The organism is Streptomyces sp. NPDC048295 (genome assembly GCF_040652135.1).
In the GTDB taxonomy this organism is placed as follows: Bacteria; Actinomycetota; Actinomycetes; order Streptomycetales; family Streptomycetaceae; genus Streptomyces.
This window is the reverse complement of the sequence record NZ_JBEZLL010000025.1, coordinates 116,900-131,553: the sequence shown is the minus strand read 5'-3', so window position 1 is coordinate 131,553 and position 14,654 is coordinate 116,900. Positions and strand designations below refer to the sequence as shown.

At 73.1% G+C, this 14,654-nt stretch carries 16 protein-coding genes; 3 read left to right on the top strand and 13 right to left on the bottom strand.

All coding sequences use genetic code 11. From position 1 onward, the window contains the following. Positions 1 to 32 precede the first annotated feature (32 nt). Complete coding sequence (locus AB0D53_RS30970) at positions 33 to 977, bottom strand: M56 family metallopeptidase (protein ID WP_362452392.1); 945 nt, start codon at positions 975 to 977, stop codon at positions 33 to 35. Further along, on the bottom strand, positions 974 to 1,306 hold the full coding sequence (locus AB0D53_RS30965; RefSeq protein WP_362452423.1) for a BlaI/MecI/CopY family transcriptional regulator: 333 nt from the start codon (positions 1,304 to 1,306) through the stop codon (positions 974 to 976). The genes AB0D53_RS30970 and AB0D53_RS30965 overlap by 4 nt, the downstream gene beginning before the upstream one ends. Before the next feature lie 255 nt (positions 1,307 to 1,561). On the opposite strand from AB0D53_RS30965, the gene AB0D53_RS30960 reads away from it, so the two are divergent. Further along, a complete protein-coding gene (locus AB0D53_RS30960; protein ID WP_362452391.1) occupies positions 1,562 to 2,230 on the top strand; it encodes a DedA family protein in 669 nt (222 codons plus the stop codon). Beyond that, on the top strand, positions 2,230 to 2,832 hold the full coding sequence (locus AB0D53_RS30955; protein ID WP_362452389.1) for a phosphatase PAP2 family protein: 603 nt from the start codon (positions 2,230 to 2,232) through the stop codon (positions 2,830 to 2,832). The genes AB0D53_RS30960 and AB0D53_RS30955 overlap by 1 nt, the downstream gene beginning before the upstream one ends. Positions 2,833 to 2,922: 90 nt before the next feature. Here the strand turns inward: AB0D53_RS30955 and AB0D53_RS30950 are convergent, their stop codons facing one another. The 8 genes from AB0D53_RS30950 to AB0D53_RS30915 form a co-directional block, all read right to left on the bottom strand. Next, on the bottom strand, positions 2,923 to 3,246 hold the full coding sequence (locus AB0D53_RS30950) for a DUF6191 domain-containing protein (RefSeq protein WP_362452388.1): 324 nt from the start codon (positions 3,244 to 3,246) through the stop codon (positions 2,923 to 2,925). Positions 3,247 to 3,390: 144 nt separating this feature from the next. Next, positions 3,391 to 4,431, bottom strand: a complete 1,041-nt coding sequence (locus AB0D53_RS30945; RefSeq protein WP_362452387.1) for an NAD(P)-dependent alcohol dehydrogenase — start codon at positions 4,429 to 4,431, stop codon at positions 3,391 to 3,393. A gap of 56 nt (positions 4,432 to 4,487) precedes the next feature. Then, positions 4,488 to 5,261: an SDR family NAD(P)-dependent oxidoreductase gene (locus tag AB0D53_RS30940; protein WP_362452386.1), complete on the bottom strand. Its 774-nt coding sequence runs from the start codon at positions 5,259 to 5,261 to the stop codon at positions 4,488 to 4,490. After that, complete coding sequence (locus AB0D53_RS30935) at positions 5,258 to 5,929, bottom strand: TetR family transcriptional regulator (RefSeq protein ID WP_362452384.1); 672 nt, start codon at positions 5,927 to 5,929, stop codon at positions 5,258 to 5,260. Before AB0D53_RS30935 ends, AB0D53_RS30940 begins: the two co-directional genes overlap by 4 nt. A 111-nt stretch (positions 5,930 to 6,040) precedes the next feature. Beyond that, positions 6,041 to 7,255 (bottom strand): PP2C family protein-serine/threonine phosphatase, encoded by a 1,215-nt coding sequence (locus tag AB0D53_RS30930; RefSeq protein WP_362452383.1) that lies wholly within the window; start codon positions 7,253 to 7,255, stop codon positions 6,041 to 6,043. 126 nt (positions 7,256 to 7,381) lie between these two features. Continuing rightward, positions 7,382 to 8,146 (bottom strand): GNAT family N-acetyltransferase, encoded by a 765-nt coding sequence (locus AB0D53_RS30925; protein ID WP_362452382.1) that lies wholly within the window; start codon positions 8,144 to 8,146, stop codon positions 7,382 to 7,384. Further along, on the bottom strand, positions 8,143 to 9,063 hold the full coding sequence (locus AB0D53_RS30920) for an NADP-dependent oxidoreductase (RefSeq protein ID WP_362452381.1): 921 nt from the start codon (positions 9,061 to 9,063) through the stop codon (positions 8,143 to 8,145). The genes AB0D53_RS30925 and AB0D53_RS30920 overlap by 4 nt, the downstream gene beginning before the upstream one ends. Before the next feature lie 137 nt (positions 9,064 to 9,200). Beyond that, positions 9,201 to 9,947, bottom strand: a complete 747-nt coding sequence (locus tag AB0D53_RS30915) for a hypothetical protein (RefSeq protein ID WP_362452380.1) — start codon at positions 9,945 to 9,947, stop codon at positions 9,201 to 9,203. A 473-nt stretch (positions 9,948 to 10,420) separates the two neighbouring features. Here AB0D53_RS30915 and AB0D53_RS30910 point away from each other — a divergent pair, with 473 nt between their 5' ends. Then, complete coding sequence (locus AB0D53_RS30910; RefSeq protein ID WP_362452378.1) at positions 10,421 to 11,404, top strand: RNA polymerase sigma factor SigF; 984 nt, start codon at positions 10,421 to 10,423, stop codon at positions 11,402 to 11,404. Between the two features lie 58 nt (positions 11,405 to 11,462). Here the strand turns inward: AB0D53_RS30910 and AB0D53_RS30905 are convergent, their stop codons facing one another. From AB0D53_RS30905 to AB0D53_RS30895, 3 genes are all read right to left on the bottom strand, one after another. Further along, a complete protein-coding gene (locus AB0D53_RS30905) occupies positions 11,463 to 12,371 on the bottom strand; it encodes an NAD(P)-dependent oxidoreductase (protein WP_362452377.1) in 909 nt (302 codons plus the stop codon). A gap of 53 nt (positions 12,372 to 12,424) precedes the next feature. Further along, positions 12,425 to 13,075: an adenosylcobinamide amidohydrolase gene (locus AB0D53_RS30900; RefSeq protein WP_362452422.1), complete on the bottom strand. Its 651-nt coding sequence runs from the start codon at positions 13,073 to 13,075 to the stop codon at positions 12,425 to 12,427. 220 nt (positions 13,076 to 13,295) lie between these two features. Then, a complete protein-coding gene (locus AB0D53_RS30895; protein ID WP_362452376.1) occupies positions 13,296 to 14,591 on the bottom strand; it encodes an alpha/beta fold hydrolase in 1,296 nt (431 codons plus the stop codon). Between the last annotated feature and the right edge of the window lie 63 nt (positions 14,592 to 14,654).

Here is a 14,654-nt window from a genome sequence, read left to right as displayed (position 1 = left end):
GCGCCGGGCCGGCCGGTCAGTGGTGTGCGCTGTCAGTGGTGTGCGTTCTCGCCCTGTGCCGCCTCGATGCTGTTGTGCAGATCGCTCGTCGCGTCGAGCGCGGCGGCGCCGGAGACGACCAGGCAGGCCAGCAGGGCCGCGGCCGCGGCACGGCCGACGCGGGGCCGTGCGGTGCTGCGGCCGAGCAGTGCGGCGACACGGCGCGGTACGGGCCCGGCCGCGGCGGCGAGCGCCACCCGTGGGCGGGGCTGCGGAGCGCCTTCGGCGGCGCGGGCGGCGAGGGCGGCCCGGCCGATGGCGCGGGCGGCGATCCGCCGGTCTCCGACGGCGGAGGCGGCCGCCTCGTCGGCGCAGCGTTCCAGGGCGTAGCCCAGGGGGGCGCGCAGCGAGCGCAGCGCCGGGTGGCAGAGCGCGGCGGCCTCGGCGGCGGCGATGAACAGGTGGTGACGGCCCTTGAGATGGGCGCGCTCGTGTGCCAGCAGCGCGTCGCGTTCGACGGGGTCGAGGGCGCGCAGCATTCCCGTGGTGACGACGATCCGGCCGGGCGTCCCGGGGCGGCCGGGCAGCGCGTAGGCGTCGGGGCGGCTGTCGCGCAGGACGGCCAGCTCGCCCCCCGGGTGCCCGTCGGACCGTCCGGCCCGGCACAGCTCCGTCCAGTGGCGGCGGGCGGCGCGGACGACGGCGGCCGCGCAGCCGACGAGGAGGGCGAGTGCGGCGGCGGCCAGGGGCACGGCGACGGCCGGGGCGGCGTCGGAGAGCGGTCCGACGAGTTCGCCGACGGCCCAGACCGCGGAGAACCGGGTCGCGCCGGGCACCACGAGCAGGATCAGGGCGAGGACGCTGCACAGGGCGAGGCCGGCGCCCGTCGCGGCGAGCAGCCGTACGGCGCGCACCGGCGACAGCGCGTCCGCGAGGCGGCGGGCTGCGGGCACCGCGAGGAACGGCATCAGCAGCGGCACCCAGACGGCGTAGATCACGTGGTTTCTCCGTCGAGCAGTTCCCGGAGCAGTTGCTCGTCCTCGTCGGTGAGCTGTGACACGAACCGGGCGAGGACGGTGCTGCGGTCCTCCTGCTTCCGTAGTTCGCTGTGCATGCGGCGGGCGGTCAGCCCGGGTGCGTCCTCGGTGGGTGTGTAGGCGAATCCGCGCCCCGCCCGGGTGCGGACGACCGTGCCCTTCTCGTACAGGCGGGACAGGATCGTCGTCACGGTGGTGCGGGCGAGTCCGGCGCCGATGGCGCCCTGGACCTGACCCGGGGTGAGCGGTGTCCCGGCCGCCCACAGCGCCGCCAGGATCGCGGACTCCAGCTCGCCGGCGGGCCGGCGTTCCGACGCTGCGGGTGACGGTGCCGGAAGCCTCGGGGCGGCTTCCGGCGTCGGTACGGAGGCCGGATCGCCGTGCGGGCGGGGGCCGGGCTCTCCGCTCGATATCCCCTTCACCTGGGACATGGGAACTCTCCTCCCCCTACGGGCGTCTACAGTGATGTAGACCGTCTACGTCACTGTAGTCAGTCCGGGCGTTCCGTGGGGCCGCCCGCTCACCATTATGGGAGACCCTCCACCGTGTCCGTATTCTCACTGGCGTCCGCGCCACAGGCGGTGAACCTGCTGGATGCGGGGTCACTGCTCGGAGCGTTCGGCGCGCTCGGCATCGCCGTCGTGCTCTTCGCCGAGACGGGGCTGCTCGTCGGCTTCTTCCTCCCCGGCGATTCCCTGCTGTTCACGGCGGGCCTTCTCTGTGTGTCCGGCACCCACGGACCGGTGCGGCTGTCGTTGCCGCAGGTCCTGATCGCCGCCGTGGCCGGCGCGCTGCTGGGCGCCCAGGCAGGCTACTGGATCGGCCGGCGGGGCGGCCGCGCCCTGCTCGCCCGCAGCCGCGCCAAACGGCTGCACGAGGGCGCCGCCCGCGCCGAGGAGCTGCTCGGCAGGTACGGCCACGCGCGGGCGATCGTGCTGGCCCGCTTCGTGCCCGTCGTGCGCACGGTACTCAACCCGCTGGCCGGGGCGCTCAACGTCCCGGCCGGGCTGTTCACGCTCTGGCAGGTGGTCGGCGGAGTGGTCTGGACGGTCGGTCTGGTCCTGGCGGGTTACGCGCTGGGGTCCTCGGTGCCGAACGTCGACCGCTATCTGCTGCCGATCGTCGCCCTCGTGGTCGTGGTCTCCCTCGTCCCGCTCGCCGCCGAACTGCTCCGCTCCCGGGGCCGGCGCACCGCCGAAGAGGAAAACATCTGATGCCGCTCGCCTCCGCCGCCACCTCGGTCGACGGTGACCTGTACACCTGGATCACCGAGCTGGCCCAGCGCTCCCCCACCGCCCTGGACTCCGTGGTCCGCGCCTGGTCGGACTACGGGCTCGCCCTGTTCGCCCTGCTGATGCTCGCCTCCTGGTGGCGCTCGCGCTCCGCCGATCCCGCCCGCACCGCCATGGCGCTCTGCACCCCGCTCGTCGTGGTGGCCGCCTATCTCGCCAACGACCTGGTGAAGTCGCTCTTCCACGAGCAACGACCGTGCCAGACCCTCCATGTCGTGACGGTGGAGGCGTGCCCGGCGCTCGGCGACTGGTCCTTCCCCAGCAACCACGCCGCCATCGCTGCGGCCGCGGCGACGGCGATCTGGCTGACCGACCGCCGGCTCGGCGCGATCGCGGTGCCCGCCGCCGTGCTGATGGCCGCCTCCCGGGTGTGGATCGGTGTGCACTACCCCCACGATGTGCTGATCGGTCTGGTGACCGGCGCACTCGTCGCCTGGCCGCTGACGGTCGCGGCACGGCGCTGCGCCCCGGCGGTGACCCGGCTGCGCGACACCCCGCTGCGTCCGCTGGTGGCGGCACGGTGAGCCGCGGCACTCCGGCGGTCGGCCCGATGAACGGCCCGCCCTGTTCACGCCCCTCGGCGCGAGGGGCGTGAGGGGCACGCGGAGAGCGCGTTACCGGCCCGCGCCGCCGGGCAGGCGGATGACGGCGCGGCCGCCGTCGAGATCGACGGTGGAGCGGTGGGGCGGCGCGCCGTCCTCCTCGTCGTCACGCATCAGCAGGGCGCTCCGGCGTTCCTTGAGCTCGCTCTGCTTCCCCGGCGAGAAGCTCGCGTGCAGCTGCTCGAACCCCGTCGCCGACACCTGCCCCTGCCGCGCGCCGTTGCGCCAGGGCAGCAGACCGGCCCGCCCCGCGCGCAGCATCAGCTGATCGAGAAAGGCGACCGCGGTCAGCCCGATCACCAGTCCGGGCAATGTCATCAGCGCGACGAATTCCATCCGTCCAGTCTCTCCGCGCGCGGCACGGTGCGCATCGGTCGCGGGTATGACGATGCGGGCCGCCGCCCGGTGCGACGGCCCGCAAGGCCGTGAGAAGGAGACCGCGGCCGGCCGTGGGGAGCCGGTCGGCGGCCGAGTACCCGGTCAGCCGTTGGGGAGGATGACCGCGCGGCCGTTGATCTTGCCGTGGTGCAGTCGCTCGTACGCCAGCGGCGCCTCGTCCAGGGTGTACGTCTCCACGTGGACCTCGACCGATCCCGAGCGGGCGAGGTCGAGCACCTCGGCGAGTTCGGAGCGCGAGCCCCAGTATGGGGAGGTCACCGTCGTGTTGTACGGCAGGGAGCCGAAGCCGACCGGCAGCGCACCGCCGCCGAGGCCGACGATCGTGACGTCGGAGTCGATGGCGGCCGCGGCCCCGGCGGTGGCGACGGTGGGCGGCGCTCCGACGAAGTCGAGGACGACCTGCGCACCGGTCCCGCCGGTGAGTTCCCGGACCTTCGCCGCGGCGTCCTTGTCCGACAGGACGGTCTCGTGGGCGCCGACGGCACGGGCGAGGGCGAGCTTGTCCTCGGCGACGTCGAGCGCGATGACCCGGACGGCGGTCATGGCGCGCAGCAGCTGGATCGCGACATGGCCCAGACCGCCGGTACCGATGACCACGGCGGTGGCGCCCGGTACGAGCTTGGGCAGCGACCGCTTGATCGCGTGGTAGGGGGTCAGGCCCGCGTCGGTGAGCGGCACGGCCTGGACCGGGTCGAGGCCTCCGAGCGGCACCAGGTGGCGCGGGTCGTCGACGATCATGTACTCGGCCATGGCGCCCGGCGAGCCGAGTCCGGGCGGAGTGATGCCGAGTTCCTTGGCCCGCAGGCAGTAGTTCTCCTTGCCCTCGGCGCACTTGACGCACGTGCCGCAGCCCCAGGGGCCGTAGACCGCGACGGAATCGCCGACCGAGAGCCCGCTCACGCCGTCACCGAGGGCGGCGACGGTGCCCACGCCCTCATGGCCGAGGGTGAGCGGCAGCGGGAACGGGATCTGCTCCGCGGGCCAGCTCATCACGGCGATGTCGGAGTGGCAGACACCCGCGGCGGTGACCTTCAGCATCACCTGACCGGGGCCGGGCTCCGGGTCGGGCACGGTGACGACCTCGGGTGCTGCGCCCACGGTGCGGTACTGGACGGCCTTCATGGAGTTCTCCTCACGTTCTTCGTTCCGTTGCTCGCCCCCGTTCCCCCGTCCGCCGCTCAGGAGGCGGAGTAGCCGCCGTCCACCAGGTGGTAGCTGCCGTGGATGAAGGAGGCCCGGTCCGAGAGCAGGAAGGCGGCGAGTTCGGCGACCTCCTCCGCCTTGCCGAGGCGGCCTGCCGGGTGTAGCGAGATGAGGTGGTCGCGGGCCACGCTGTCGGTGTTGCGCAGCAACGGCGTGTCGATGAAGCCGGGACCGACGGCGTTGACGCGGACGTTGTGCGCCGCGTATTCGAGGGCCGCCGTCTTGGTGAGGCCGACGACGCCGTGCTTGGCGGCCACGTAGGCGGGCGAACCGGCGAAGCCGTTGGTACCGAGGATCGACGACATGTTGACGACGGCTCCGCCGCCCGCCGCGACGATGGCGGGAAGCTCGTAGCGCATCGAGTAGAAGACGCCGCTGAGGTTGGTGGCGACGACCCGGTTCCAGTCCTCGACGGCGTACTCGCCGGTGGGGTTGCTGGGGCCGCCGATGCCGGCGTTGTTGACGGCGAGGTGCAGGGCGCCGAAGGTGTCGACGGCGAAGCGCACACCCGCTTCGACGGAGGCGGGGTCGGTCACGTCCATGGCCACGGCGGCGGCCTTGGCACCGGTGCTCTCCAGGTCCGCGACCGCCTTGCGTGCGGCGGCCTCGTCGTAGTCGGCCACGACGACGGACGCGCCGGCGGTGGCCAGACGGTGGGCCAGGGCCAGTCCGATACCGGAGGCGCCGCCGGTGACGAGGGCGGTCCTGCCGGCGAACTCCTGGTCGACGGGGGTGGGGGTGGTGCTCATGACTCTGTGCTTCCTTCCGTGGTGCTGTGCGGCGCCTGCCCGGCGGGAGGCCGCGCGAGCACCTCCCCGGCGAGGGCGTCGAAGGCCTGCCCGATGAGTCGGGGCAGGTCGTCCGGCTGCCCGGCGCGTACCCAGGCCGCCTGGGCCGCGAGGAGTGCCCCGGCGCCCGCGGCGACCGTGACGGCGGGGCGGATGTCCCGTCGCGGGTCGACCCCGAGCCGGTCGGCGACGATGGCGACCGAGTCCTCCTGGGCATCCACCCGGATGTGGTGGAACGCCGCGTAGAGGGTCGGCTCCTGTTCGGCGAGGACCAGCAGGTCGAAGATCCGCTCGCGCCGGTGCCAGGCGAGCACACCGGGGTCCTCGAGCCAGTCGAAGACGGCCCTGCGGTAGGCGATCAGCGGTGGCTCGTCGGCGGGGCGGGCCCGCAGGGCGTCGTTGATCCGGTCGCCGTCGCCCCGGAGCGAGTCCAGGACCGCGGCTTCCTTGCTCGTGAAGTACCGGCTGAAGGTGCGCCGGTCGACGTCCGCGCGTTCCGCGATCTCCTCGACCGTCACATGCTTCAGACCTCGGTCGAGTACGAGCTCGAACGCGGCCTGCGCCAGGGTGTCCCGGGTCCTGCGGGCCTTGCGGCTCCGCCGCTCCGGGGTCTTCCGTTCCGGATTCATAAGTGCACCGTACACCCAAAAATGTCCCGCCGCGACATAAGTCTCGACGGGACATCGGATCGGTGTCGGATGGCCTTCGGTGTCTTGCGGCCGGCCGCTGAACGTCCCGGCTCACCTGCCGCTGAACGTCTCGGCCGCCCGGCGTGCGCCGTGGTCGGCGGCCATGGGCCGGTCGAGGCCGCCAACCGTTGTCCGGCGCAGGGCGAGCGCGGCGATGTCGTCGCGCCGCACGCCTCCGGAGAAGGAGTCGAGATCGGCGTTGAGCGCCTCCAGCACCTCGTACGGAGCCCGCTCGGCCCAGCGGCCCAGCCGAGAGTCCAGCGGGTAGAAGGCACCGGACGCGTCGCGCGCCTCGGTGACCCCGTCGGTGCAGATCAGCAGCGTGGCACCCGGCGGGAAGCCCAGCCACTCGGCGGCCCGCGCCTCGCCGCTGAGTTCCGCCAGGCCCAGCGGAACGGAGGTGCGGCTCAGCGGAACGGCAGCGGCCGCGCCGTCGTGCAGCAGCCGTGGCGACAGATGGCCGCAGTTGACGGCCTCGACGCGGTCGCTCCCGTCGAAGCCGAGCACCAGGGCGGTGACGAAGCGTTCGGTCTCCCCGGTCTGGGCGGAGAAGACGTTGTGCCTGGCGACCGCGTCCTCCAGGGCGTCGACCACACCCGTCAGCGAGGGCTCGCGGATGGCCGCCTCCCGGAACGCTCCGAGCACGGCGAAACCCGCCCCGATCGCGGCGAGCCCCTTGCCCTGGACATCCCCGATGATCACCCGGGTGCCGTAGGGCGACTGGACGACCTCGTAGATGTCGCCGCCGACCAGGCGGTCCTCCTCGATCGGCGCGTAGATGCCGTGGGCGAGGACCTGGTCGGTCAGGATGGGCAGCGGGCGCAGGATCTGGCGCTGGAGCGCGCCGGCGGCGGAGCGCAGCCGGGCTATCTGCAGGGCATGGCGGATCCGCAGCGCGCAGGCGCCGATACCCAGGCAGCAGGCCAGCACCGTGACGATCACGCCGGTGGTGATGTCCCAGAACGTGCCGCCGTACACCAGGTGCGAACCGACGACGACGATCATGACCAGGGTGGACACGCCGACCGTCTGCCGGATCGTGCCGAAGACCGAGACGAGTGCGGGCACTACCACCAGCAGCGGCACGAGGCGCAGGTCCTCACCGGTCCGGAGGTCCAGCAGGACGACCAGGCCCGTGAGCAGGGCCAGTCCGCCGAACAACGCGGGGTTCCCGACCCGTGGCGCGTGAACGGCCGCCTCTCCCGCGTCCGCCCCGGGCAGCGCCGCTCCACCTGTCGCACGTCGGCGCCGAAGCCCGATCGTCACGGCCGCTCCTCCCGGGACCTGCCGGCCCGGTGCCGGCGTTCGGTTCCAGTGCACACGGCTCCGAGGGGGCGGCACACGAGTCTTACGGCCTCTGGGGCCACGCCGAAGGTCCCGAAAAGCCGCGGGTCAGCGCACGGCCACCGGGCCGGCCTCACGGACACCGCCGGGAGCGGGCAGACGCGACGACAGCGGCTGCGGGACGAGAGCCGAGAGGAAGGAGGTCCGTCGGCGGAGCGCGAAGCCCAGGGACTCGTAGAGCCGGACGGCGTTCGTGTTGGAGGCGGCGGCGTGCAGGAACGGTGTTTCGCCGCGCTGCCGGATCTCGTGGGCGACCGCGCGCACCAGCCGGGTACCGAGTCCCTGACCGCGCACGGACTCGTCGGTGCAGACGGCGCTGATCTCGGTCCAGCCCGGCAGGTGCAGCCGTTCACCGGCCATGGCGACCAGCACCCCCTCGCGCCGCACCCCGAGATAGGTGCCGAGCTCGACGGTGCGGGGCAGGAACGGCCCCGGCCGGGTGCGCTCGACCAGGGCGAGCATCTCGGGCACATCGGCCGGTCCGAGCCGTACGGCCTCGGGGAAGGGTGCCGTCTCGACCCCGGTGTCGACGAGCTGGACGCCATCGGCCCGGAAGACGATCTCCCAGTCGTCCGGCGGCGGCTCACGGAAGGCCGTGATGGTGACGGCACCGCCGGGTCCGACGAGCGCCGCCGCGTCGTCCCAGTCCCCGGCCCGGGGCGCGTCCGGGATCGCGACCCACGGGGCCACGTCCGCCGGGTAGCGCAGGATCCGGCCGCGCCGCTCGGCGAAATGGGCGTGCGGCCCGATCAGCGCGGCGCGGACCGGGCTGTCCAGCGGGTGTGCGCCGCCGTTGGTGTGCGGCGTGCTCACGCGACCACCTCGATCACGGTCTTGCCGAGTGAGTGTCCGTCCTCCACGGCGCGCAGCGCGTCTCCCGCCCCGGTGAGCGGGTAGGCCCGGTTCACATGGGTCCGCAGCACCCCGGTGACGACGAGGTTCGCCACCTCGTCGAGGACCGCCGCGGTGCGGGCCCGCGCGACGGGCGCCCCGCCGAGCTCCACTGCCAGCGGCTTGCCCCCGGCACTGATCAGGGCCGCCGGGGCCGCGAGCAGCGGAGCCACGGCCCGCAGGGTGTCGCCGCCGGCCAGGTCGAAGACCGCGTCCACTCCGTCGGGGGCGGCTGCCCGCACCCGGTCGGCAAGTCCGGGACCGGACTCGATGTGCACTGCGCCGAGCGACTCGACGAAGTCCTTCTTGGCCGCGCTCGCGACGCCGATGACATGGACACCGCCGCGCCGGGCGAGTTGCACCGCGGCCGTCCCCACACCGCCTCCGGCCCCGGTGATCAGCAGGGTCGTGCCGGGGGCGAGGCCGAGCTGACGCACGCCGTCGTAAGCGGTGGCGGCCGCGACCGGCAGTACCGCCGCGTCGGTGAACGACAGACCGGCCGGCTTGTGCGCGGTGACGGCGACGGGCAGCAGTGTGTACTCGGCGTACCCGCCGGTCACCGGGTTGCCGAAGACCTCGTCCCCGATCGCGAACCCTTCGACGTCCGGGCCGATCCCCTCGACGACCCCGGCGGCCTCGCTGCCGAAGACGGCGGGAAAGGACTGCGGCTCGCTCCCGGGCCTGACGTATCCGTCGCGCAGCTTCCAGTCGACCGGATTGACCCCGGCGGCCCGGACCGCGACGAGGAGCTCCCCGGGGCCCGGCACCGGCACGTCCTGCTCGATGAAGGCCTCCACCTCCGGTCCGCCGTTGCGGGTGAACACGTACGCCTTGGGCATGAGCTTCCTCTCTCCTGTTCACTGCACCGGCGGCCGGCCCGGTCACCGGTCGCCACAGCAGCTGGAAGGCCCTCGTCCGGGCGTGTATTCCCCGGGGGTGGAGTGTTCACCGGGCCGCAATGATCCAGCCGACCGGGTCAGTGCTTGAGGCCTTTCATCAGGTCACGCATGTCGCTGATCATCGCGGACTGGTACGGGGTCAGGTCGGATGTCTCCGGCCCGTCGCCGGACGGGACCTCGCCGTCGTCACTGTTGAACTGCGTGTAGGAGGTGAGGCTCAGCGAGAAGACCGCACCGCCCTCCCGTACCCGCAGCTCCGTGGTCCCTTCGTCCTGCGTCAGCAGGTACGCGCTGTCGCCGAGGTTCGGGACCTTCTCCACCTTCGCATCGGCGTCGATGCCGGAATCGGTCACCCCGCGCATCGCCTCGAACTCGGCCGCCGGGTCGGACTTCTTGTGCAGGGCCACCGTGACACCGACGGAGTAATCGGTGTACCAGCCGCCCGTGACCGACTCCTTCGCGGCCGGTGAGCGGAGGGCGAGAAAGCACTCCGCCCGGTCCAGGACCGGGTCGTTCAGGAGCTCCGGTTCGAGCTTGGAGTTCTCGTCCTGCGGCGCTATCGCCGCACCTATCGCCTTCAGCCGCACACCCGGGCACGGGTCCGTGGCCAGCCGGTAGCCGTGCAGGTCCGGCGCCGGGTCGTCGGCGGGATGCAGGTACAACGCGCCCGCCCACCCGGCCGAAGCCAGCGCGGCTCCGCCCAGCGCCCACCACCACGGGCGGCGCTGCCGGGGCCCCTTCGCGGGTCTGCCGTCGAGGTCGCCCATCACCTCGCCCGCCCCGGCCGCACCGAATTCGTCCACCATCTCCGGCTCGGAAATCACCTGTGCCCCCCTCGGCCACACCCTGCGTGCATCACATGATGGCCCACCGGTGACGGTCGCCCCTGCGGACCTGCGAAGACGGCAGGGCCGAACGCGCTCCGTCGAAGTCCGGGCAGCGTCGATTTCGACTCAACTACCGCTGGATATGCGCCGGTCGGTCCCCATTGCCCTGTCGGCTGTGGCAGTCTGGAGAGCGACCGCCCCACCGGGCTCCCCCGTACCGGTGGGGCGGTTCTGGTGTCCCACGCGCGATGCCCCCAGGGGCGATGCCCCAGGCCCGATGCCCCACGCGTGATTCCGCTTTCCCCACGCAGGTTCCCGCGCGCCCGCCCGCAAGGCCCTGCCGGGGGCACGGCGATTCCCGGCCAAAGCTGCCGTGTGTGACCTGATCAACTTCCGTTTTTCCGCATGGGATTCGCCTCCGGGGGCAGGTGCATACACCTCACGGGCTACGACCAGGGGAGCGTGACGAGATGACGGCGCACACTGCGCGGACCAGCACTGCGCAGAGAGCGGAGAGTGCCCGCCCGGCACCGGTGGACGGACCGGCCGGCACCGGCGTGGGCCCGGCGGCCGACGCCGTACCCGCCGGAATCGCGGAGACGGCCGGGAACACGGAGACGGCCGGCGACACCGGCGGCCTGCCGTGGATCGAGGACGCGGGGAAGATCGCCCCGTGCGACGCGCGCGAACTGTCCAGGCTGTTCTTCGCCCGCCTCCAGGCACTGGAGGAGGGGACCCCCGCCCATCAGTACGCGCGCAACACCCTCATCGAGATGAACCTCTCGCTGGTACGGTTCGCCGCCGGACGGTTCCGCAACCGGGGCGGCGGCGACATGGAGGACATCGTCCAGGTCGGCACCATCGGGCTGATCAAGGCCATCGACCGGTTCGAGCTTTCCCGCGAGGTCGAGTTCACCTCCTTCGCGGTCCCGTACATCACCGGGGAGATCAAACGATTCTTCCGCGACACCACCTGGGCCGTGCATGTCCCGCGCCGGCTCCAGGAGTTGCGGGTCGACATCGCCCGGACCAAGGAGTCGCTCGTCACGGAGCTGGACCGCGACCCCACGGTCCCGGAGCTGGCCGAGCAGCTGGGGCTGAGCGAGGACGAGGTCAACGAGGGCATCGTGGCGTCCAACGGGTATGCGGCCGGCTCGCTGGACATGCCGGCCGATCCGTCGGATGCGGGGCGGCTGCACGCCCCTGGACGCACCTTCGCCGATGTCCTGGGCGGTCCGGATCCCGCCATGGAGACGGTCGAGAACCTGCATGCGCTCGCGCCGCTGCTGGGCTGTCTGGACGCTCGCGAGCGCCGCATCATCGACATGCGTTTCGGCCAGGAGATGACACAGTCCCGGATCGGCGCGGAACTCGGCATCTCGCAGATGCATGTGTCGCGGCTGATCAGCAGGATTCTGCGGAAGCTGCGCAGCGGGATGCTCGTCGAGGAGTGACTCCGGCCGCCCGGCGGCCACCCGTCCGCATCAGGACGGGTCGCCGGGCCGGGCGGGCTCAGTCTCCGTTCTTCTGCGGGGCGCGGCCCGCGTAGTAGGTGGCGATCATGTCCTCGTCGCCGTGCCCCGCCGCCTCGGCGCGCGAGAAGCGGTCGGCCGACGCCGCGACCAGGTCCAGCCGCACCCCCGAGGACCGCGCGGCGTCCAGGATGAGGCGGGTGTCCTTGAGCGCGGTGGACAGGGTGAAGCTCGGGGTGAGGTCGCCGGAGAGGACAGCGGCGGACTTGCCCTGCAGATAGGCGGAGTCCAGCGGGCCGCCCTTCACGAGGTCGAGGAAGGTCTGCGGGTCGACGCCCAGGCCTTCCGCGAGGTTGAGGCATTCCGCGATGTTGTTGACCAGGGTGATCACCCAGGTGTTGACCACGAGCTTCAGCCGCGAGGCCGCTCCCGGGGCCTCACCGACCCAGACCGTGCGCTGCCCGATCGCGTCCAGCACGGGCTCGGCCTTCGCACGGACGGCGGAAGGACCGGAGACGAATACGGTCAACGCGCCTTGTTCCGCTGGCTGTTTGGTGCCTGCGACCGGTGCGTCGAGATAGACCGGGCCCAGGTCCGCGGTGCGCTGCGCGAGATCGACGGTGGCCTCGGGCCCGACCGTCGAGCTCTGGACCAGGACCTGACCGGCGTGCAGTCCCCCGGCCGCGGCGGCGAGCGCGGCGGCGACGGAGGGGCCGTCGTTGAGCATGGTGAGGACCACATCGGCACCGCGTACGGCCTCCTCCGCCGTCTCCGTGACCGTGGCGCCGTCGGCGGCGAGCGGGGCCGCCTTGGAGTGCGTACGGTTCCAGGCGCGGACGTCCAGACCGGCCCTCAGGAGGCTCCTGGCCATGGCCGATCCCATGATTCCGGTACCGAGAACGGCGACGACCGGCTGCTGCGGGGCGGCGTCGGCGGCGTTCGATGTCATGCGGGACTCCCTTCGTGGGCCGCGCCGGGGTCGGCTCGCGGCACTGTGGAGTCTCAGGATTGCCGGAGAGCGCCTTCGAGGACGGCAGCGTGCACGGCCCTGGCGAGTCGCGCGCCCCAGCGGGAGCGCGGTCCCGCGAAGGGTTCGGCGGGGGCGGGCCCCGGACAGGGCGCGGCGACGCAGACGGCGTCCGTGGGGGTGCCCGAGCAGTCGAGGCCGGCGTCCAGGAGCGCCTGGACCTTGGCCTCGGTGGCCGTGGCGACGGCGTTGACGAGTGCGGCGTCGGAGAGCGCCACGGGAAGGGTGACGACGATGTTGACGGTGCCCGGGCGCGGTGGCCCCGGCGTGCCCGGGGCCGGGGCGGCGGCCCAGCCGCGTACGCCGAGTCCGCAGGTGGCGGTCGCCGTCGCACCCTCGTCGGCCGCGACCGTGTACGCGGTGACGTCGGCCGCCGTCATCAGCCCCGCGCCGGGGCCGGTGAGATGTTCGGCGGCGGCGATCTCGGCGAGGTGGCGGTCGGGGTCCAGGCGCGGATAGCCGCCGGGGACCTGGGCGTTGAGGATCCAGTCGCGCGGGCCGATGCCGCCGCCGAGCACGGCGCTGGAACAGACCCGCCACCCCGGCCCGAGCCGCCACACCAGATGGTGCAGTTCCGCACCGTCCTCGTGCCGGGCCAACAGTTCGCCGCGCTGTTCGGGCAGCAGGCTGCGTACGGAACGGATGGGGCACCCCCGGTGACGCGGCAGGACGACGTTTCGGCACGTGGCCCGTCGGTGTTCCGGCACGTGGCCCGTCGATCATATGTGCCGGGGCGAAGCACCCCCGAAGGTGCTCCGCCCCGGATTGCGTACGGTCCGGCCCGGCGGCCCCTGCCGGGCCCGCGTACCCCCGCTGCCTGATCCGGCCCGGTCCGGACGGAAGACCCTAGCCGCGGGCCATGGTGATCAGCCGGTCCAGCACGGCGGCGTCGGCACGCACCCCGTCGTGGGCGTAGGCGTCGGTGACCCAGGTACGCAGTCCGCGGACCGCGTCGGCGGTGGCGAGCGCCTGCTCGCGGTCGACGTACATGTCGTCGCTGTAGACGGCCGCGACGACGGGGACCTCGTTGGCGGCGAGCCGGTCCAGGTCGTAGAGAGCGGGCCACCGCGTGCGGGCGGCGAGGACCTCGGCGGCGCCGCGCAGCGGGACGAGCGCGGGGTCCTCCTCGAACTGCCAGGGATAGACCATCTCCCCGGTGAACCGGAGCGGGCCGCCCGCGGTGGCGTCGAAGGCGGGGAACTCCTCCCGCACGCGGTGGGCCGACCAGTTCGTGGGGCGGCCGCCCTGGGCGTAGATCGGCTCGTGGAGCGCGGCGTACAGGGGGCGTTCGGCGAAGGAGACCGCGGCGTCGACACCGCGCAGAAAGGTGTCGGTGAGCTCCGGGCCATGGGTGCCTTCGGTGAAGGCGGTCTCCAGCAGGTAGTGGAGCGAGTCGAATTTCGCCGAGGTGCCGAAGGTGATGCCGAGGGTCTGGAAGCGGCGGACGGTGAGCCGTTCGCCGGTGGGCATGCGGACGTCTTCGGCTTCGAGGTGCGCGGCGACGGCGTCGGCGAGCGGCTGGTCGCCGGGGTAGCGGGCGAAGTAGCGCTCGTTGTGGGCGAGGGTGCGCGCGTAGGCCGCCCGGTACACGTCGTCGGCGTGTCCGGTGAGGGTCGGCAGTCCGCCGGTGATGTATGCCTGGGTGAGCCCTTCGGGTGCCAGGCCGAGGTAGGTGAGGGTGGAGAAGCCGCCGAAGCTCTGGCCGAGGACGCTCCACGGCCGGTCGCCCTGGAGGTGGCGGCGCAGCAGTTCGGCGTCGCGGACGATCGAGTCGGCGCGGAAGTGCGCGAGGTATCCGGCGGCGGCCGCGGAGTCGGTTCCGAAACGGGCGAGGGTGACCCGGTCGGCGGGGGTGGAGCGGCCGGTGCCGCGCTGGTCCAGCAGGACGACGCGGTAGTCGGCGAGGGCGCGGCGCAGCCAGGCGCCCGCCGCGTTGGGGCGCTCGGCGCGGCCGCCGGGGCCGCCCTGGAGCCAGAGCAGACGGGGCAGGTCCTCGTGTTCCCGGCCCTCGGCGACCACTTCGCGGGCGAACAGGCTGATGGCGGGGCCGTCGGGGGTGTGGTGGTCGAGCGGCACGTCGAGGGTGTGGTCGGTGCAGACCAGGCCGCCGTGGCGGTAGGAGACGGGGGCGTGGGTGGACATGGTGCTCCTTTCACTTCGCGCGGGGCCGGGGCCCGTTCACTTCGCGCGGGGCCGGGGCCCGTC

What these genes read in the sequence shown, in the direction of transcription:
- AB0D53_RS30895 (WP_362452376.1), bottom strand. Translation starts at nt 14,591, where the DNA reads ATGTCCACCCACGCCCCCGTCTCCTACCGCCACGGCGGCCTGGTCTGC.
- AB0D53_RS30950 (WP_362452388.1), bottom strand. Translation starts at nt 3,246, where the DNA reads ATGGAATTCGTCGCGCTGATGACATTGCCCGGACTGGTGATCGGGCTG.
- AB0D53_RS30940 (WP_362452386.1), bottom strand. Translation starts at nt 5,261, where the DNA reads ATGAGCACCACCCCCACCCCCGTCGACCAGGAGTTCGCCGGCAGGACC.
- AB0D53_RS30955 (WP_362452389.1), top strand. Translation starts at nt 2,230, where the DNA reads ATGCCGCTCGCCTCCGCCGCCACCTCGGTCGACGGTGACCTGTACACC.
- AB0D53_RS30945 (WP_362452387.1), bottom strand. Translation starts at nt 4,431, where the DNA reads ATGAAGGCCGTCCAGTACCGCACCGTGGGCGCAGCACCCGAGGTCGTC.
- AB0D53_RS30910 (WP_362452378.1), top strand. Translation starts at nt 10,421, where the DNA reads ATGACGGCGCACACTGCGCGGACCAGCACTGCGCAGAGAGCGGAGAGT.
- AB0D53_RS30935 (WP_362452384.1), bottom strand. Translation starts at nt 5,929, where the DNA reads ATGAATCCGGAACGGAAGACCCCGGAGCGGCGGAGCCGCAAGGCCCGC.
- AB0D53_RS30920 (WP_362452381.1), bottom strand. Translation starts at nt 9,063, where the DNA reads ATGCCCAAGGCGTACGTGTTCACCCGCAACGGCGGACCGGAGGTGGAG.
- AB0D53_RS30905 (WP_362452377.1), bottom strand. Translation starts at nt 12,371, where the DNA reads ATGACATCGAACGCCGCCGACGCCGCCCCGCAGCAGCCGGTCGTCGCC.